Origin of the sequence: Micromonospora luteifusca, assembly GCF_016907275.1 — a bacterium.
Lineage (GTDB): Bacteria > Actinomycetota > Actinomycetes > Mycobacteriales > Micromonosporaceae > Micromonospora > Micromonospora luteifusca.
Genome location: NZ_JAFBBP010000001.1, coordinates 448,687 through 467,207 on the forward strand (window position 1 = coordinate 448,687; position 18,521 = coordinate 467,207).

Genomic DNA, 18,521 nt, shown 5'->3' on the forward strand with positions numbered 1-18,521 from the left:
GAGGCGTTCAACACGGCACTGTCGGGCGACGTCGTGCCCAGTCACCAGGCCAGCAGGCGGACGGTTACGGCCGACTCTGTTCGGGGAGCTGGTTGCCGTAGTAGGCGCCGGCGCCGTGCTTACGGGTGAAGTGACGGTCCAGCAACCACTGTGGTGCGGCGGCTGCGGGGTTCAGCGACAGCGTCTTCAGGGCCATCTCCGCGACCGCCTCGCAGACGATCGCGTTCTCCACCGACTTGAGCGGGTTCGCCGCCCAGGTGAAGGGGCCGTGGTTGGCGGCGAGGGCGGCCGGGTTGGCCAGCGCCTCGGCCTCTCCCCCGATGAGTTCGATGATCGCGAGCGCCGTGTTGAACTCGTAGTCGTGGGCGCATTCGTCGGCCGTCAGGTCCCGGGTCACCCGGATCGGGCCGGCGAAGGTGTCGGCGTGCGTGGTGCCGAGCACCGGCACGTCCCGCCCGGCCTGGGCGAAGGCGACGGCGTGCGTCGAGTGGGTGTGGGTCACTGCGCCGATGGACGGCCAGCGCAGGTAGAACGCGCGATGGGTCTCACTGTCGACGGAGGGCCTCAGCTCTCCGGCGACGACCTGCCCGGTCTCCAGATCCACCGGGACGAGGAGGTCGGCCGTGAGGTCCTGGTATGCCACCCCGGAGGGCTTGATCACGTAGATGCCCGCGTCCCGGTCGACCCCGCTCACGTTGCCCCACGTCAGCGCGGCGAGGCCGGCCTGGGGAATGAGGCGGTTCGCGGCGAGGACTGCCGCACGCAGCTCGGTGGATCCGGCCGTACTCATCGAAGATGACGCCTTTCAGGTCGGGGGGTGACATCCACCGCAGAGCGATCCGTCGATGCGGCAGCGCGACGTGTTAACGCTAACGCACTGGCCGTTTCGGCAACTCGGGACGTCGGCGTCGCATCACCCTCGTAGAGCGCGATGTACTGCTGGCGCAAGTCGGACTCCTCGGCGCCGAGCGCGGTGAGGTTCAGGATGTTGTGGCCGACACCCAACGCCTCCGGCAGGGTGTGGACCCGCAGCGGAATCGCGTTCGCGTCGGCGATCCGGCCTGGCACGCTCACTGCCGCGGACAGGTCCACCACACCGTCGAGCGGGCTGATGGCCACCGCCGCGCTCCGCAGACCGGTGCGTCGTGGCGGATTCGGCAGACTACGCGCGATCGACAGGTACTGGGTGACGGCGGAGAGGGAGTAGCCGCGCGACGTGACGCGATCCGGGAGGAGGCGGCGCCCGTACAACACGATGAGCGGTTTCACCGCGAAGGCCGGTGCCTGGCGAGGGTCCGGGCCGAAGAACGGCGACAGCAACAGCAGACGCCGTACGACGTCGACCCGAGCCTGGGCCAGCCAGGCGGCCAGCACCGCGCCACCGGAGATCCCGACGACGCCCACCTCGTCTCCGAGGCCCGCCGCGACGGCCAACGCCTGCGCGGCGTACGCGGTCAGTTCACCGGTCTGGACCCGGTGGTGGGCCCGACGATCGACGGTCCCGTGCTGGGGAGCCCGCGGAATCCAGACGTTGTACCCACGGTCGAAGAACTCCTCGGCCAGTCCGTCGTACTGGTCGGGCGCGAGGGTGTATCCGTGCAGCAGCAGCACGACTCTGCTGGTCCGGGAGCCGTGGCTCAGCAGGCGACTGCGCGACTCCGGGCGGACCTCCGGATCCGCCGCCTCGGCGGCGACGACGGCCTCGGCGACCCGCGTGGCGGTGTCGAAATCGAGCGGTTGCGTCGGTGCGATGGACATCCCACGGCGGCTTGCCGGCCAGAGGTAGAGCCCGGCGACCGCCAGCACGACCAGCGCGAACACGCCGACGACGAGCGCGATGATCTCCGGCATGGAGCAGATGCTGGCAGGGGAGGAATTCGTCGCCTCCGCAGGGGTGCGCCCCGGTGACAGGGCGCACCCCGATCAGCTATTCCGGAGCGTTCGACGGCGCGAAGACGACCCTGGAGCGCAACTGCCGAAACCCGGTCCGCTCCAACTCCGCCAGCACCGCCACCCGGTGGGCGTCCACGTCGGCGACGACCTCGCGGGCACCACCGGCGGCCAGAACCCGGACCGCCTCGGCCAGCAACTCGGGCCGAGCCGCCTCGTCGAGCAGGCCCAGGTACGCGAGGAGCGGGAAGCAGGCGTCCCCGGCCGTGCCGACCAGACCCACCGGCTTCCCGGCCTCCCGGGCGATGCGCCACGCCTCGGGCGCATTCCCGAGCCAGGCCAGGGGGTCCGTGGCCAGGTCGACGCCGCCGACCGCCCGTGCGATCTCGACGCCGGTCAGTATGTCCGGCTCGGCGATCCTGGCGACCAGAGCGTTGATCTCCGCCGCGTCGACGGGCGGACGGAAGTCGTAGCGCCCGGAGGACGCCGGCAGAGGCGTGCCCGTCCAGGAGCACCTGAGCCGCTCCCCCCGCTCGGTCAGCCCGGCGAGCCGGGCCGCCGCCAGCGGCGCCCGCACCACGGCCAGCACCTCTGCTCGACGCCGCCAATGCGCGGGCAAGGCCGCGTAGTACAGGCCGGGGCCACCCAACGCCTCGTGGGCGGTGTGCAGCAGTTCGGCGCCCACCTCCGGCTCTGCGTCCAGATCGAACCGGTCCAGCCAGGGGGCACCCACGGCGCCCGGCGGGAGGAGCCAGGCCGCCCGGCCGACCACCCGGCCGGCGCGCAGGGCGACCCAGGTGTTCTCGGGCCGGTAGCCGCCGCCGGCGACACCGTCGGCGTACGTGATCTGCCGCAGTTGGGGCAGCGGGTCGGGCATCGAGTCGAACAGGTTTTCCTCGCCCGCGACGAGCGGACGAATGACCAGATCAGTCATGGATTGGTCCTCCGGGAAGCGAGCGCCCCGGGTCAGGCCCGCGCGGACGCCGGAGCGCGGAGGGGGCGCAGAACATCGGACATTGTTCTGACCTCCTCCCGGCTCGACGGCGTGCGAAGACACCTTACGCGGAGCGGGCGCCGGCCCGCAATGGACTGTCACAGCGTCGGGTTGGTCTCCGACCCACGCTGGTGAGCGCGCTGGTCGAGGAGGGCGATGCCGGTCAGGATCAGCCCCGTGGCGGCCGCCACGGCGACCGGCGGCAGCAGCACCATCGGTGGTGCGGCCACGATCAGCGCCAGCGCGCCGAGGTACAGCATCCGGCAGCGCGGCGCGGCCTGATCTTCCTTCTCCAGAAAGCTCCGCCCCACCAGGAACAGCACCGGGCCGCCGAAGAGGATGGCCACCAGAGCCCAGTCGATCGGCGAGTGCGGATCCTCGATGATCTGCCCGAAGCCGACCGCTGTGCAGATGATGCCCCCGACGATCAACAGCAGGCTGTAGCTCGCCCACCGGGAGAGTTGTGTGCCCTCGCCGCCGGAGGTCGAGGCCTGACCCGATTGGGCGTGGTAGAAGTAGATCCGCCACAGCGACACCACCGCCACGAACGCGGCGACGAGGGTGGTGGTCCCCTCGGCGGAGAAGCCCGGGGTGCTGACGGCGGCACCCGCTTCGAGCACCACCTCGGCGAGAGCGATCATGAAGAACTGGTTGTACCGCTCGGCGAGGTGTACCTGGGAGACGACGACCGCCACCCTGCTCAACCGTTTCCCGGCGGGCCGCGGCACTGGCCACCCCGTGGCGGCGCCAAGGAGTTCGACGGCGAGGGCGAGGGACCAGAAGACGCCCCGACCGAGGCCGCCGCTGATGCCGCCACCGATCCAGAGCACGCTGGACGCCGTGTGCCAGGTCAGCACCCGGACCGCGAACGTCCGACCCGGGTGGCCCCGTAGGGCGTACGTCAGAAAGAGCGGTCGGCCGACCTGAATGAGGACGTACGTGCAGGCGAAGACGACGCCGCGCTCGCCGAACGCCTCCGGCAACGAAACGGCCAGCACCAGCGTGCCGAACATCGTCGCCAGCAGAACGGCCTGCAGCTCAGGGCGCCGAGGGTCGTAGGTGCTCGCCAGGAGAGCATTGAGCGACCAGATCATCCACATCGCCGTGAAGAACAGCACCGTCTGGCCCGCCTCGGACAGCAGCGTGTGCCGGACGATGGTCAGGTCGTCCGCGACCCGCCCGGCGAGCCGGGCGAGCGCGAAGACGTAGACGATGTCGAACAGCAACTCCAGGACGGTCGCCGAGGGTGTGCTCCGGCTGTCCCCGAGCCCGCGAAACCCGGTGCGCGTCAGCACGGACGGCGGGACAGCTCAACCAGCCGGATCGGCCGGAACGGGCAGGCCGAGGTCGGTGCGGAGTGTGGCGGCGTCGTATCGACGCCCGGTGACCTGCCACGCTGCCATCGACCCGAGCCTCCTCGCCAACCTGTTCCACCTCAACACCTTCGGCGTACTTTATCGCCTTATGTGAGGGTCCTCGTGGTTATGGCGGATACCCATACCGCCACCGCGAGCGTTCACCGCGTCGCGCGGGCGGGCCCGGTCGGTTCGACCTGGCCCGCCGCGTCCCCGTCGGCGCTACGCCGGATCATGCGCGCCGTCACTCCCCGGTACGAGCGCGGGTCGACGGGGAACAGCCACTGCCGGGCCCGGGCGAGCGGGCCGAGGTTGAGCCCCAGCTCGTTGAGCACCTCGTCGATGTTGTGCATCGAGAACGGGATGATGTTCGTGCCGCGGGCGTGTCGCCCGTTGGTGCGCGCCGCCATCCAGGCCAGCCGGGTGTGCACCTCGTCACGCATCCGCCCCTCGGCCGGCAGGTCGATCCCACCCCGCAGGTACGCGGCCGTCCAGACCGCCGCCATCTCCGCGCTGAGCGGGCTGAAGAACGACGAGTTGTAGCCGGCGAACGTCAGCCGCGGCACACCGATCGGCAGGATCTGGCGGTAGAGCATGAAGTTGCCCGCCTCGTCCTGGAGCCGGGCGTGCAGCGCGTCGTCGAAGAACGGCACGTGCTGGCGGAAGCCGGTGCCACAGATCACCAGGTCGGCGGCGAGCACCGTCCCGTCGGCGAGGCGGGCGGCCGGCTTGCCACCGTCGACCAGCAGCTCCTTGATCACCTGGTCGCGGTGCACGGCGACGCGGCCGTCGGTGACGCGCTCGAAGAAGCCCTCCGTGGCGAGGCTGACCGTGCTGCGGGCGATGTCCTCGAAGCTGCCGTTCGGCACGAGACCCAGTTCGCGCAGTTTGAGCTGCCTGGTCGCGACCGAGCCGACGCTCTCGACCATGCGTCGGCGCAGGCCGTTCCCCGGGCCGTGCAGGAATCGCTCGAAGCCCTTCAGGTTGAGGTAGCGGAACAGCGCCTCACCCATCCGGGTGAGCAGCAGGTACTTGTAGTTGAGGGCACCGCCGAGCTTGCGGGGCATCTTCCAGAGCAGTTCGCGGGCCACGACGTGGGTCTGAGCGGCGACATCGCTGAGCGGGATCGCCACGTCGCAGGACGACTTGCCGTAGCCGACGACGAGGACGTTCCTGCCTCGGACCGCCTCGACGTCGTGGAACTCCCCCGCCGCCAGCACGCGTCCACCGGCGGCGGCGAAGGTCGCGTGACCGTCGAACGACGGGACGAGCGGGTCGGAGAAGATGCCGTTGGCGACGATGAGGTGGTCGTACCGTTCCACTGTCACCGGGTCCCGGGCGCCCGCCGGCCGCGACGCGATCAGCCACCCGGTCTCGTCGTTGACGAGCTCGGCGGAGGCAACCTCGGTGGACAGGCGCAGTACGGTGGCGAGCCCGAACTTCTCCACGTAGCTCTCGAGATATTCCTGCACCTGCTCACCCGAGGGCCACTGCGGGTAGTGGGCGGGCATCGGCAGGTCGGAGAGGTGGTAGGTGCCCTTGTCGTTCTGGGTGTGCAGCCCGGGGTAACGCCGGGTGCGACTCCACACCCCACCGACGTCGGGTGCCTTCTCGAACACGGTGACGTCGAATCCGCTCTGCCGCAGTACCTTCGCTGCGCTCAGACCGGCGAATCCAGCGCCGACGACGGCAATCCTCATGGTCCCCTCCGAGGTGCGTGGACCACTGCTGCGAACCGTGGCAGCGGTGGTGAGCGCACGCTAACGAGCAGGCCGCGGAGGTCGCTATCCGTTGCGCGCGAGGTGTGTCCACTGCGCGCACCGGACTGGTCCGTGTCGGGTCGGCGGCTTTCCGGCACCGTCCTTCCCGGTCCCGACTTATGGTCAGCGCACCAGGGCGCCCAGGAGGTGTCGGATGGATGCCGTGACGGTCCGGACGGACGACGTCGATCAGGCTCGTGCCGAGGTGGGCAGGGTCTTCTGTCCGCACCGGCTCATCCCGCAGGCGGGCGTGCGCAGCATCCAACTCCGCATGGCGGCACGCCGGGTGGGCGGGGTGGGCGTCATCGACCTCGACTACGGGCAGGCGGTCCGGATCCAACCCCCCGCCCTGGACACCTTCTATCTCGTCCAGATCCCCCGTGCCGGCAGCACGGTGGTCCGGCACGCCGGCCACACCGTGACCTCGACCCCCGGCGTCGCCTCCGTCCTCTCCCCGTACGACGCCTCGGACATGCACTGGTCCGAGGGGTCGCCACACCGGATCTTCTACGCCGACCGGCGCGCCGTCGACCGGGAACTCGCCCGCCTCCTGGGCCGCCCGGTGGAGGACCCGGTCCGTTTCGACGTCGGCATGGTCATGACCACGTCGACCGCGCAGGCGTGGGCGCGCGGGGTGGCGTTCCTCGCCGACGAACTGTCGCAGCCGATGGACGCGTCCCTGTTCGACCACCCACAGGTCGCCGCCCGCTTCGAACAGGCGCTCATCGGCCAACTGTTGCTGGCCCACCGGCACACCCATTCCGACCTGCTGGCCGAGCCGGGCCACCACCCCAACCCCGGACGCCTCGTCCGCCGGGCCTGCGCCCTGATCTCCGACCACCACGGCGAGGCACTGACCGTCGGTGATGTCGCCCAGGCGCTGCGGGTGAGCGTACGGACGCTGCAGGACTGCTTCCGCCGGGAGTTGCGGACCACCCCGACGGCGTACCTGCGGGCCTGCCGCCTGGACGCCGCCCACCGGGCGCTGCACGCGGCCGAGCCGGGGGCGTCCGTGACCGCCGTTGCGCTGCAGCACGGCTTCGTGCACCTCGGTCGGTTCGCGACCGAGTATCGGACGCGGTTCGGCGAGACGCCATCCACGACCCTGCGTCGATGACGATCGTCCCGGTCGGCTGCCGCGCAAATCCACCGGGCGCGTCCGCCGCGCGAACGCGCGCCAACACCGCCGGAACTGTTATCCGGGTACGGCTGGCGAGTCTCCTGAGGTGAGGCGTTGGCGGGATTCCCGCCGACACAGCATCGAGTAGCGATGCGACCACACGAAGGAGTCGACGATGCACGCGACCGGCCAGGGTGAAGCGGACCCCGCGAAGAGGCACCGGGGCGTTCACGCGGAACCCCGACGCGGGCTGCGCGCTCACCTCCCGTTCGGCGTGAGGCGTCTGCTGTGGCCCCTCGCCGTGGCGGCGGTGGTCGCCGTACTGGTGACCGGGGTGATCGTCGTGGTGCAGCCGACCGGGCCGACGCCCGCCCCTGCGGCGACGCAGGCGGTCGACGCGCTGCCGCCGACGAACCCGCAGGCCAGCCCACTCACCGCGACCACGCCCACCGCCACGACGAGCCCGGCGGGGGTGACCCCGACGCCGACGACCACGCCGACGGTGAAGCCGACCACCGCCCGTCCGGTCGCCCCGGCGGCGCCCGGGGTGAGCACGAAGCGCAAGGGCGTCGGGGTGTGGACCTTCGACGGCGTCAGCCAGGCGTTGGCCAGCTCCGGGGCGAGTTGGTACTACACCTGGGATGTGGCCCACCCGGGTGTCACCAGCCCGAAGGGCGCCGAGTTCGTTCCGATGATCTGGGGGGCGAAGAGCGTCACCGCCAGCAACCTGCAGCAGGCCAAGAGGAGCGGTCGACAGCTGCTCGGGTTCAACGAGCCGGACCTGGCCGGTCAGGCGGAGATGAGCGTGGAACAGGCATTGGAGCTGTGGCCGCAGCTGGAAGCCACCGGCCTTCCGCTGGGCAGCCCGGCGGTGGCCTGGGGTGGTGACCGGCCGGGCGAGTGGCTCGACCGTTTCATGGCCGGCGTCAAGCAGCGCGGTTACCGCGTCGACTTCATCGCCCTGCACTGGTACGGCGGGGACTTCACCACCGCCAACGCGGTCAACCAGCTCAAGTCGTACCTTCAGGCCGTGCACGACCGCTACCGGCTGCCGATCTGGCTCACCGAGTTCGCGCTGATCGACTTCTCCGACGGCGTTCGCTTCCCGACCCAGGCGCAGCAGGCCGCGTTCCTCACCGCGGCGACCCGGATGCTGGGTGGCCTGACCTGGCTGCACCGGTACGCCTGGTTCGGCCTGCCCGCCACCGACAAGGACCAGACCGGGCTCTTCCGCACCGGCAGCGAGGCGACCGCCGTCGGCCGCGCCTACCAGGCCGCGCGCTGACCGCCCTTAAACGTGGCTCCGCCAGGAGTGTTGCGGCTCGAAGCCCAGCACCCGTCGCGCCTTGTCGATGCTGAGCAGCGTCTCGTGCTCGCCCAACTCCTTACGGATCTCCACGCCCGGGTAGACCTCGGCCATCAGGCTCGCGCTGGACCTGGTCATGACCGTGTCGGCGTTGGCGATGATGAACACGTCCGCACCGGGCTGGTCGTGGGCGAGCGCCCGCTCGACCGCCTGGGCCCCGTCGCGGGCGTCGATGTAGCCCCACAGGTTCCACCGCCGCAGTCGGGGGTCGGCGTCGAAGGAGGGGAACGGCGCGTAGTCCTCGACGTCCATGACGTTGGAGAAGCGCAGACCCACCATGACCAGCTCCGGGTCCCAGCGGCAGAAGTGCCGCGCCATCTCCTCCTCAAGTGCCTTGTTCAAGGAGTACGTGGACTCCGGCCGCGGCGCGTACTCCTCGTCGACCGGCGCGTACGGCGGCGGGGTGTCGAACGGCAGCCCGAGCACCGTCTCGCTCGACGCCCACACGACCCGCTTGATCCCGGCCGCCCTGGCCGCGGCGAACACGTTGTACGTGGCGGCGGAGTTGTTCGCGAACGTCGTCGCGTTCGACATCAGCCCGGGCGCCGGGACGGCCGCCAGGTGCACGATCGCGTCGACCCCGCCGGCGTGCTCGTCGGCACCCCCGGTGAACGCCTCCACCACCTGCCCGTAGTCGGTCAGGTCGACCAGGAGGAACTCGCCGTTCACGTCGCGGGGGTCGCGTCCGCCGGCACGGTCCACCGCCAGCACGTCGACGCCCACGACGCGCAGGTGGGCGACGACGGCGCGACCGAGCTTGCCGGTGGCGCCGGTGACGACAACACGCCTGGGCAGTGCGGAGCTACTCATGACCACATCCTCTCCGGGGGCGGACGGGGACCCGCACGCGGGTACTGCGTTACCCCTAGCATGATCGACATGAACATCACGATCCACACGACCTCCCTGCCGCACACCGACCCGGACGCCTCCCTGGCCTTCTACCGCGACGCCCTCGGCTTCGAGGTCCGTAGCGACGTCGGTCAGGGCACGATGCGTTGGATCACGGTCGGCCCCGCCGACCAGCCCGGCACGTCCATCCTCCTGGCGCCGCCGGCCGCGGACCCCGGGACCACCGAGGACGAGCGCCGCGCCATCACCGAGATGATGGCCAAGGGCACCTACGGCTGGATCCTGCTGGCCACGCGGGACCTCGACACCACCTTTGAGAAGGTGCAGGCCGGCGACGCCGAGGTCGTCCAGGAGCCGACCGAGCAGCCGTACGGCATCCGCGACTGCGCCTTCCGCGATCCCGCCGGCAACCTGATCCGCATCCAAGAGCTTCGCTGAGCCGTCCGGTCCTCGATTTGCGCCGTTCGCGACATCCGACGAGACCGGTCAGGAATCGAGAAGCGCCGGTCGCCCGACCGCAAATAGCGTGATCGCCATGACATCCATCGCATCCGTCACCCTCGACGTGGCCGACCCCGCGGCCACCCAGCGCTTCCACACCGCCGCCTTCGGTCTGGACAAGCAGATTCGCCTGCGGGCCTCGGACGCACCGACGAGCGGCTTCCGTGGGTTCACGCTGGCGCTCACGGTGTCCCAGCCAGCCACCGTCAACGGCCTGGTCGGCGCTGCCCTGGACGCCGGTGCCACGTCGCTGAAGCCTGCCGCGAAGTCGCTCTGGGGCTACGGCGGTGTCGTGCAAGCCCCGGACGGGACGATCTGGAAGATCGCGACCTCGGCGAAGAAGGACAGCGGCCCGGCTACCCGGCAGATCGACGAGATCGTGCTCCTGCTCGGAGTCGCGGACGTGGCTGCGAGCAAGCGGTTCTACGTCGAGCACGGCCTTGCCGTGGCGAAGAGCTTTGGCCGCATGTACGTCGAGTTCGTTGCTGGGTCCAGCCCCGTGAAGCTGGCGCTGTACCGACGTCGTGCCCTCGCCAAGGACGTCGGCGTCGCCCCCGGCGGCACCGGGTCGCACCGACTCACGATCGGCGGCGACAGCGGGCATTTCACCGACCCGGACGGGTTCGCCTGGGAAGCCGCATCGCTGGCCACCGCGAAGTGACTGGAGGAAGCATGACGGACGTTCCGCCGCGTGGGCTTGAGCAGAGGCTTCGGGACACTCGCGCCAGACTGGAGGGCGACATCGACCTCTGGGTCGCGACGGCGGGCTCCCCAGGGGGCGGCGTACACCTCATCCCACTCTCGTTCCTCTGGGACGGGACCGCGTTCCTCGTCTCAACGCCGCGCGCCTCGGTCACCGGCCGCAACCTGGTGGCGGATGGCCGGGTACGACTCAGCCTCGGACCGACGCGCGACGTCGTCATCGTCGACGGCACCGCTGTGCCGGTGGACATCGCCGACCTCGGCCCGGAGACGGGTGACGCGTTCGCGACCAAGACGGGCTTCGACCCGAGCGGTCTCGACGAGCCCTACCAGTACTTTCTGATCCGACCGCAGCGCATCCAGGCCTGGCGGGAGGCGAACGAGCTGAAGGGACGCGTCCTCATGCGTGACGGCCGCTGGCTCGGCTGACCGCGCGATGTACCTGCGTGTACCACCATGATCGGGGCCTGCGGGTGCGTAACGTGCAGGGGTACACGCTGACGCAATTAGGAGACTTCATGTCCAAGCCACCACTTCCCGAGGCCGCGGTCGCCATGCTGCGGAAGCCGAACCCGGCGGTCATGACCACACTCCGCAACGGTGGTCAGCCGGTGTCCGCCGCCACCTGGTACCTGTGGGAAGACGGCCGGATCCTGGTGAACGTGGACGAGAGCCGCCGCCGGCTGGAGCACATGCGCAACGACCCCCGGGTGTCCCTCACGGTGCTCGACGAGGCCGGGTGGTACACCCATGTCAGCATCGTCGGGCAGGTCGCCGAGCTGCGCGCCGACGAGGATCTCGCGGACATCGACCGGTTGTCCCTGCACTACACGGGCAACGCGTACCCGCGGCGCGAGCGTGCCCGGGTCAGTGCCCTCATCGAGATCGACCGGTGGCACGGCTGGGGCTCACTCAAGGACAACAGCCAGGTCGGCTGACGGCTGACGCCCCTCGTCAGGGCATCAGGGTGGTGGCGGACCGGGTGTCGACGCGGGTCAGCAGGTAGCCGAAGGCGGCTGCGGTGCAGAACATGACGATGCGTAGACGGCTCCCGGGATCCGGTCGGCTCTTGACCGTGGACTGTGATCGGCTTAACTTCATCAATCAGATAAGTATCTTTACTGATTGTGCTCCAACCTTCGTGGGAGTGTGCCGATGCGACCATTCCGTCACCGCCGTCTCACCGCCGTCGTCGTCCTGGCGACCCTGCTCCTCACCGCCGCCCCGCCCACCGCCGCGAGCGCCAGCGACAAGCAGCAGCGCCGCGCCGGCTACCACCGGGTCGGCTACTTCACCCAGTGGGGCATCTACGGCCGCGCCTTCCCGGTCAAGAAGCTCGACACCTCCGGTGCGGCGAGCCGCCTCACCCACGTCAACTACGCCTTCGGCAACGTCAGCGAGGACGGACGCTGCTACCTGGACGGTGGTCCGGGTGAGGGCGACGCCTGGGCCGACTACCAGCGCCCCGTCCCGGCCGAGGAGAGCGTCGACGGTGTCGCGGACGCCCCGGGCCAGGCGCTCAACGGCAACTTCGGCCAGCTCGCCAAGCTCAAGGCCAAGCACCCCAAACTGCAGGTGCTGATCTCGCTGGGCGGCTGGAGCTGGTCGACGTACTTCTCGAACGCGGCCCGCACCGACGCCTCCCGCAAGGCCTTCGTCGCGTCCTGCATCGACATCTACCTCAAGGGCAACCTCCCGGGCGCCCCAGGTGCCGCGGCGGGCGTCTTCGACGGCGTCGACCTCGACTGGGAGTGGCCCAACTGGGAGGGTGAGCCCGGCAACGTCATCCGCCCGGAGGACCGGGAGAACTTCACCAAGCTGCTCGCCGAGTTCCGCCGGCAGCTCGACGCGTACGGGCGCACGACCCGCGCCCACCACCCGCTGACCGCCTTCCTGCCGGCGAACCCGGCCACGATGGACGCCGGCTACGAGGGTCGCAAGATCTTCAAGTACCTGGATTTCGCCACCGTGCAGGGGTACGACTTCCACGGTGGCTGGGACGCGGTGACCAACCAGCAGTCCGCGCTGCGCGTGCCGGCGGGCGCCCCGGACGACCCGGACTTCTCCGCCGAGGTCGCCATCGACGGGTGGATCGCTCGTGGCGCCCCGCGTGACAAGCTGGTCCTGGGCATCCCGTACTACGGCCGAGGCTGGACCGGGGTCACCGGCGGCGGCAACGGTCTGTTCCAGCCCGCCGCCGCGCCCGCGCCGGCGACCTTCGAGGCCGGGTACGAGGACTACAAGAACCTCAAGAACCTGGCTGGCAACGGCTACACCGTGCACCGCGACCTCCGCACCGGGCACGCCTGGTTGTTCGACGGTACGACGTTGTGGACGTACGACGATCCGGCGGTCGTGTTGCAGAAGATGCTCTACATCCGACGGGCTGGCCTGGCCGGCGCGATGATCTGGTCGTTGGACGGCGACGACGACAACGCCACGCTGACCAAGACGATCGGCCTCGGGCTGACGACCTGGTAGGCGTACCCCGCTCGACCCCGACTCGCCGCCGGCCGATTCCTCGTCGGCGGCGGGTCGGGGTCAGCTCACTGGGTGCTCCAGCGCTCTTCGTAGCGCAAGGCAAGGCTGCCGTCCGGGCGGGTGGGCCAGTGATCCTCCTCAGGACCGGGTGGGGTGACCCCGTGCAGGGTGGCGCCCGCGAAATGCGAGAGGGCGTGCAGGATCTCCGCGCGGGTGTGCGGGAAGTGCCGGATGTCGGCCACTGGGAAGCCGCCGAGGGCGGCTGAGTAGCTGAACTCGCGCGGTTTCTCCACCTCGGGATAGTCCCGCTTGAACGCGATGGCGAGGGCGTTGCCAGCGACGAAGACCCGGTCCAGGTGGTGCCAGGCGATGAACCTGTTCGTGGTTCTGGTCCGAATGCCGATGCCCTGCTTGGAGAGTGCGATGACGAGCGGCCGTTTCGCCAACGCAAGGTGACCGGTCACGACGTCGTGTAGTTGGACGATGACCAGGAACCCGATCGCGAGGAGCCCGGCCGCTGTCCACACCGCCCCCAGGGTGTGATCTTCGAACACTTCCCCGAACCGGGCGCGCCACAGCCTTGGATCAGGGAGCACGCCAAGCGCCAACCGAGTGCCGACGAAGATGGCGGCCGCGACCGGAGTACGCCACCACCAACGCGGCCCGTCACCATCCGAGTTGAACCCTGCACCGCCGAGCCACCACATCACCAACGCGAACGCGCAGGCGCCGAGGGCGACGGTGTAGATGCCCGCGCTCTCGCCGACAACTGGCATCGCAACGAACACGGCCGCCGTCACCACCAGAATGATCACGACGACAACACCCCAGATGAGAATGGCCAGGCCCCACTTGATCCTTGCGTCTCTCGAAAACCCTGCCCTCATGTCACGAGCGGCGGTGGCGGCCAGCCCGGTGCCGATCGTCGCCGCGACCAGGTCGAGGAACAGGAGCCGCAGGTCAGCCCATGCCCAGCCAACCCGGCCCAGTGTGGCGTCGGAATTCGCCGCCCGCGCTGCCACGACAGCCAGATACAGGGCGGCGAAGCCAACGGACGCCGCGAGCCGCCTTCGATGCGCCCGTAGGAGGTCCAGGTGCAATGGGTGGAACAGCCGTTGCGGTCGGCGAAGTGTGTCGATCACTGGCCGGGCTTCGGCCAGTGCGGGCAGGCTGACGGTTGGAGGGGCGGCGGGCGTTTCACCCGAGGGTTGGCCCTCGGCGACCGGTAGGGCGGGACGTGCGGGTCGGGCCGGGCGCAACACCAGATCAGCCGCGAGGTCGGTGTTGCGTTGACGCGGCCGAGGCAGGCCCTGGCTGGGCAGGGTGACCGCCAGGTGCCGATACATGGCGCTCAAGGTGAGGTCGTCCCCGGCGGGGTGGCCGTCGCGCACCGGTGGGCCGTGCTGCAACAGGCGAAGCAACTCACCGGTGAACGCCGTGTGCTCGGCACCGACCGGCGCGATGGCGGCGACGTTGTCGGAGGTCGCGGTGAGGGTGAACGTGCCCTGGATCTCGCTGCGGTCGGCCAGCCCGTTCTCCGCGTCCGCAGTGGACATGTTGTTGAGCGCCCGGCCCGCGAAGCAGCAATCGAGAATCAACACCCTGGTACGGGCGGGACTGTCCCGCATCGCGTCACGGATCCAGCTGAACGGAATCGCCGTGTACTTCAGCCAGTCCGGGCGGGGGTCGGTGCCCGGCAGGGCGAGGAACAACTCCCCGTTGTCGTCGAGGAGGCCATGACCGGCGTAGTAGACCAGCAGCAGGTCCTCCGCCTCGCTACAGCGTTCCGCGATCGTGACACCCGCCTCCCGGGGGTGCGGAAGGTCGAGGAGCTGGGTGCAGCGTTCGACGGCGACCAGGTCGACCGGCCCGGTGGTGACGAGTCTGGCCAGCTCGGTGACGTTGGCTCGTACGGCGGGCAGGTCCTCGAGTGACTGCTGGTCGTGCGTGGCCGTGCCGATCAGCAGTGCCACGGACCGGTACGGGTCCGGCCGACTCACGGATCGTTCGTCTCGGCTGACGGCTGGTGGTCCGCCAGAGCGCGCACCGCGGCCTCGATGAGTGCGGTCACCTGGTCCATGTCACGAGCCCGACGGACGTCCAATTCGGCGGACCAGCCGTCCGGACGGGTGAGCTTCACCGTCACGTCCTCGCGGCGGTGGGTCAGCCACCCCGCGATCGCCTGCACCAGCACCATGACGGCACCGCCGCTGCCGACGGCCACCAGCAGCACGTCTGTGGCCCCGGCCGACATCTCGTCGGGTGGTGCCGTCGATCCGGCGGCAGGCGCGGCAGTGACCTTCCCGCGGAGCCGCTCCTCGTTGCGCAGCCAGGACGCCAGGGAACGCCGAGCATCGGCGGAGGGAAGATCTGGATGAACCGAGAGCGTGATCGTCTCCTGAGACGCGGGCAACGTCTTCTCCTTCCGGCGAGGACAACCCCACACCGTCATCCTGCCAGCCGGCGCCGGCTCCGGGGAGCCCGCAAAGTCACCGGAGTCGATCAGACCTTGACCGCCGCACCGGTGGTTCATAGGCTCCGGCCACTGCGAGGCTTTCCCCCAAGAAGGGAACCCGAGACATGTCCCCATCGTCACGTCCATTCTGGACGGTTCGACCGAGGCGGTTGGCGAGTGCCGCCACGGTCGCGCTCCTCCTCGGTATGACTCCCCTGCTCAGCGGCACGTCCGCCGCGAGCGCCGCTCGGCCGGCTCCCTGCCGCAACGACCCGACCGCCCGGTTGAGCACCGTCCCCACCCCGGAGGCCGTCCTCGGCTTCCCCCTGGGGGTGGGTCAGGAGCGGGTCGTCACCAACGACGAGGTCCGCGCGTACCTCGGGGCCGTGGACGGCGCCTCCAACCGGGTCGCCACGGGCGTGCTGGCCACCAGCGTGACGGGGCAGCCGCTGCCGTACGCGGTGGTGTCCAACGAGCGCAACGTGCGGCCCGCCGCGCTGCGCAAGATCGCCGACGACGTCCGGGACCTGCGTGACCCGCGCCGGACCAGCGCGCGGACGGCCGCCCGGACGGCGAAGGACAGCCCGGCCATCGTCTGGGTCACCGCGAACGTGCACGGCGGCGAGAAGAGCGGCACCGACGCCGCCCTCAAGACGCTGTACGAGTTGGCGGCGGGCCTGTCCTGCGCGGTGGAACAGCGCAACGACAACCTGGTCACCATCATCGTCCCCACCCAGAACCCGGACGGGCGCGACGCGACCCGGCGGCAGAACGAGTTCGGCTTCGACCTGAACCGGGACTGGTTCGCCCGCACCCAGCAGGAGACCGACGGCAAACTCGAACTGCTGCGCCGCTACCCGGCACAGGTCTTCATCGACGCCCACGAAATGGGTGGCCGCCAGTACTTCTTCCCACCCAACGCCGACCCGATCCACCACGAGATCGCCGGCGAGGCGGTGGACTGGATCAACCGGATCGGTGAGGCCAACAAGGCCGGCTTCGGCTTCAACGGCGCCTGCGACGAGACCGTCACCACCGAGTGTTATTTCAACTACGACACGTACGACATGTTCTTCATGGGTTACGGCGACACGGTGCCGACCACCGGCTTCGGCGCGGCCGGCATGACGTACGAGAAGGGCAGCACGTCGGCAGTGGCCGACCGTGTCCAGCAGCAGTTCAACACCCAGTGGTCGACGCTCGGTTGGGCCGCCGCGAACAAGCGTGAGGTGCTGAGCGGCTACTTCGACATCTGGACCGACGCGCTCGCCCAGGGCAGGGCCGGCACGCTGGAGCCGAACGAGGTCGTGCAGCCCACCAACGAGGTCCAGTTCCCGGTGCCCGACATCAAGATCCGCTCGTACTTCCTGCTGCCCGACCGGCAGCTCGCCGATGTCCGCCAGCTCGTCGAACGGCTGCGTCGCATGGACGTCGAGGTGTACGAGGTGCAGAAGCCCACCCGGGTGCCCACTGCGCGAGTCTTCGGCGGCCGGACGGCCACCAACGTGACCGTGCCGAAGGGCGCGTACTGGATCCCGATGGACCAACCGCAGAAGCACTGGATCCAGGCCATCATGGGCGAGGATCCGTATGTCCCGTTCCCGTACTTCTACGACGTGTCGTCCTGGAGCAACCCGCTGCTGATGGGCGTCTCCACCATCTACACCGGCGACAACGTCCGGCCGAAGGCCCAACTGGTCCGCCAGATCTCCGGCGGACGGAGTGCGCCAGCAGTGCCGTGGGGCTCCTACACGTACCCGCTGGACTCGGCGGCCGCCGCGGAGCTGACCTTCACCCTGCTCGGCCAAGGCGTCCCGCTCGTGCGTGACCTGCGAACCAGCCGGGTCGCTGTCCCGGCGACAAAGCTGAGCCGTACGGTCGACGAGCTGGCCGAATCCTTCGGCGTGACCCTCACCCCGGGCGGACGCCCCACCGGCACCCCGCTCGCCCTGCCGGATGTCGGGCTGTTCCAGGGCGCCGGCATCTCCACCACGTCGGGTTCCCACGGCGAGGCCCGCTACGTGCTCGGCAAGCGGTGGGGGCTCGACCTCACCCCGGTCAGCACCGCCGACATCAACGACAACACCGCGGCGTTCACCGGACGTACGGTGCTGCTGGTGCCGGACGGGAGCAACGCGACCGGCGGTCTGACCGCCGCCGGGCAGGCCAACCTGCGCGACTGGATCGCCCAGGGCCACACCTACATCGGGCTGCGCAACGAGGGCACCCGCCTGGCCCGCGCCGCCGGGCTCACCTCTACCACCGAGAAGACCAAGCCAGCCGACTATCTGGTGATCGGCTCGCACCTGCGGGTCGACGTGGACACCGCCAGCCCGGTCGCCCTCGGTCGCCCGGCGGAGGATTTCGAGTTCAACAACAGCGACCCGATCCTCAACCCGACCACGACCGGCACCAATGTGCTCAGCTACCCGGCGGGTGACACGTTCTGGGCCAACGGCTACACCGTCGGCGTGGACGCACTGAAGGGGACGGCCGCAGTCGTCGACGAGCCGACCGGCGCCGGTCGGGCGGTGCTGTTCGCGTTCAATCCGCTCTTCCGGGCGTACAACGAAAATGGTCTGCACCTGGTGGCCAACGCGGTGCTCTACCCGGCGAGCGCAGCGCCGGACGCCCGGCGCACGGCCGGCGTCGACGCGGCGCGCGCCAGCGCCGCCGCCGCGCCGGTGACGGCGGACCTGGGCGGCGGATGGCGGCCGATCACCATCGAGGTCGCGGCGGCGGACCTACCGCGCACGCAGGCCATCGTCGGACGGTTCACCACGGACGCCGAGGCGTCCGCGAAGAACGGCTCGGCGTACGTGGTGATCCCGAACCCAGAGGGACTCCAGGTGGACGAACACCCGTTCGCGAGGGATCTGGTGCGCGCGCTGCGCGACGCCAAGGTGCCGCTGCGGTCGGTGGTCGCCTGACGGAGCCGGCACAGCGAAGCGCCCGTCCCCACGTTGGGGATGGGCGCTTCGCGCGTGCTGCACAGGTGCGGCCGCCCACCCCCACTTCAGCGGCAGAGGTGCCCCGGCACCGCCC

General features: G+C 70.1%; 17 protein-coding genes. 8 read left to right on the forward strand and 9 right to left on the reverse strand.

The genetic code is table 11. The features are described from left to right. Window positions 1-64: 64 nt before the first annotated feature. From araD to JOD64_RS02005, 5 genes are all read right to left on the reverse strand, one after another. Entirely contained in the window at window positions 65-790 is a 726-nt protein-coding gene (gene araD / locus JOD64_RS01985) for an L-ribulose-5-phosphate 4-epimerase AraD (RefSeq protein ID WP_204940604.1), read from the reverse strand. Then, on the reverse strand, window positions 787-1,851 hold the full coding sequence (locus JOD64_RS01990; RefSeq protein ID WP_204940605.1) for an alpha/beta hydrolase: 1,065 nt from the start codon (window positions 1,849-1,851) through the stop codon (window positions 787-789). The genes araD and JOD64_RS01990 overlap by 4 nt, the downstream gene beginning before the upstream one ends. A 76-nt stretch (window positions 1,852-1,927) precedes the next feature. Next, window positions 1,928-2,824: an acetyltransferase gene (locus JOD64_RS01995; RefSeq protein ID WP_204940606.1), complete on the reverse strand. Its 897-nt coding sequence runs from the start codon at window positions 2,822-2,824 to the stop codon at window positions 1,928-1,930. Between the two features lie 158 nt (window positions 2,825-2,982). Next, window positions 2,983-4,179 (reverse strand): low temperature requirement protein A, encoded by a 1,197-nt coding sequence (locus tag JOD64_RS02000; RefSeq protein ID WP_204940607.1) that lies wholly within the window; start codon window positions 4,177-4,179, stop codon window positions 2,983-2,985. Window positions 4,180-4,400: 221 nt separating this feature from the next. Beyond that, window positions 4,401-5,939: a flavin-containing monooxygenase gene (locus tag JOD64_RS02005; protein WP_204940608.1), complete on the reverse strand. Its 1,539-nt coding sequence runs from the start codon at window positions 5,937-5,939 to the stop codon at window positions 4,401-4,403. Between the two features lie 214 nt (window positions 5,940-6,153). Here JOD64_RS02005 and JOD64_RS02010 point away from each other — a divergent pair, with 214 nt between their 5' ends. Both JOD64_RS02010 and JOD64_RS02015 read left to right on the forward strand, forming a co-directional pair. Then, entirely contained in the window at window positions 6,154-7,116 is a 963-nt protein-coding gene (locus tag JOD64_RS02010; protein ID WP_204940609.1) for an AraC family transcriptional regulator, read from the forward strand. Window positions 7,117-7,393: 277 nt separating this feature from the next. Continuing rightward, window positions 7,394-8,404 (forward strand): glycoside hydrolase family protein, encoded by a 1,011-nt coding sequence (locus JOD64_RS02015; RefSeq protein WP_307813164.1) that lies wholly within the window; start codon window positions 7,394-7,396, stop codon window positions 8,402-8,404. A 6-nt stretch (window positions 8,405-8,410) separates the two neighbouring features. Here JOD64_RS02015 and JOD64_RS02020 read toward each other — a convergent pair whose 3' ends face one another. Further along, complete coding sequence (locus tag JOD64_RS02020) at window positions 8,411-9,295, reverse strand: NAD-dependent epimerase/dehydratase family protein (protein ID WP_204940611.1); 885 nt, start codon at window positions 9,293-9,295, stop codon at window positions 8,411-8,413. Between the two features lie 69 nt (window positions 9,296-9,364). Here JOD64_RS02020 and JOD64_RS02025 point away from each other — a divergent pair, with 69 nt between their 5' ends. The 4 genes from JOD64_RS02025 to JOD64_RS02040 all read left to right on the forward strand — a co-directional run bounded on the left by JOD64_RS02025 (window position 9,365) and on the right by JOD64_RS02040 (window position 11,478). Next, window positions 9,365-9,775: a VOC family protein gene (locus tag JOD64_RS02025; RefSeq protein ID WP_204940612.1), complete on the forward strand. Its 411-nt coding sequence runs from the start codon at window positions 9,365-9,367 to the stop codon at window positions 9,773-9,775. 97 nt (window positions 9,776-9,872) lie between these two features. Further along, window positions 9,873-10,499 (forward strand): VOC family protein, encoded by a 627-nt coding sequence (locus JOD64_RS02030; RefSeq protein ID WP_204940613.1) that lies wholly within the window; start codon window positions 9,873-9,875, stop codon window positions 10,497-10,499. Window positions 10,500-10,510: 11 nt separating this feature from the next. After that, the gene (locus JOD64_RS02035) at window positions 10,511-10,969 is read left to right on the forward strand and encodes a pyridoxamine 5'-phosphate oxidase family protein (RefSeq protein WP_204940614.1); all 459 of its coding nucleotides are present in this window, start codon (window positions 10,511-10,513) and stop codon (window positions 10,967-10,969) included. A gap of 89 nt (window positions 10,970-11,058) precedes the next feature. Beyond that, a complete protein-coding gene (locus tag JOD64_RS02040; protein WP_204940615.1) occupies window positions 11,059-11,478 on the forward strand; it encodes a PPOX class F420-dependent oxidoreductase in 420 nt (139 codons plus the stop codon). Window positions 11,479-11,494: 16 nt separating this feature from the next. On the opposite strand, the gene JOD64_RS02045 is transcribed toward JOD64_RS02040, so the two are convergent. Continuing rightward, window positions 11,495-11,641, reverse strand: coding sequence for a hypothetical protein (locus JOD64_RS02045; RefSeq protein WP_204940616.1), 147 nt, complete (start codon window positions 11,639-11,641; stop codon window positions 11,495-11,497). A 54-nt stretch (window positions 11,642-11,695) separates the two neighbouring features. On the opposite strand from JOD64_RS02045, the gene JOD64_RS02050 reads away from it, so the two are divergent. Further along, the gene (locus tag JOD64_RS02050; RefSeq protein ID WP_204940617.1) at window positions 11,696-13,021 is read left to right on the forward strand and encodes a glycoside hydrolase family 18 protein; all 1,326 of its coding nucleotides are present in this window, start codon (window positions 11,696-11,698) and stop codon (window positions 13,019-13,021) included. A gap of 65 nt (window positions 13,022-13,086) precedes the next feature. On the opposite strand, the gene JOD64_RS02055 is transcribed toward JOD64_RS02050, so the two are convergent. Both JOD64_RS02055 and JOD64_RS02060 read right to left on the reverse strand, forming a co-directional pair. Beyond that, window positions 13,087-15,021: a caspase family protein gene (locus tag JOD64_RS02055; RefSeq protein WP_204940618.1), complete on the reverse strand. Its 1,935-nt coding sequence runs from the start codon at window positions 15,019-15,021 to the stop codon at window positions 13,087-13,089. Further along, window positions 15,018-15,434, reverse strand: a complete 417-nt coding sequence (locus JOD64_RS02060) for an effector-associated constant component EACC1 (protein WP_204940619.1) — start codon at window positions 15,432-15,434, stop codon at window positions 15,018-15,020. Before JOD64_RS02060 ends, JOD64_RS02055 begins: the two co-directional genes overlap by 4 nt. Window positions 15,435-15,682: 248 nt before the next feature. Here JOD64_RS02060 and JOD64_RS02065 point away from each other — a divergent pair, with 248 nt between their 5' ends. Continuing rightward, entirely contained in the window at window positions 15,683-18,406 is a 2,724-nt protein-coding gene (locus JOD64_RS02065; RefSeq protein WP_239559346.1) for a M14 family zinc carboxypeptidase, read from the forward strand. Window positions 18,407-18,521: the final 115 nt, after the last annotated feature.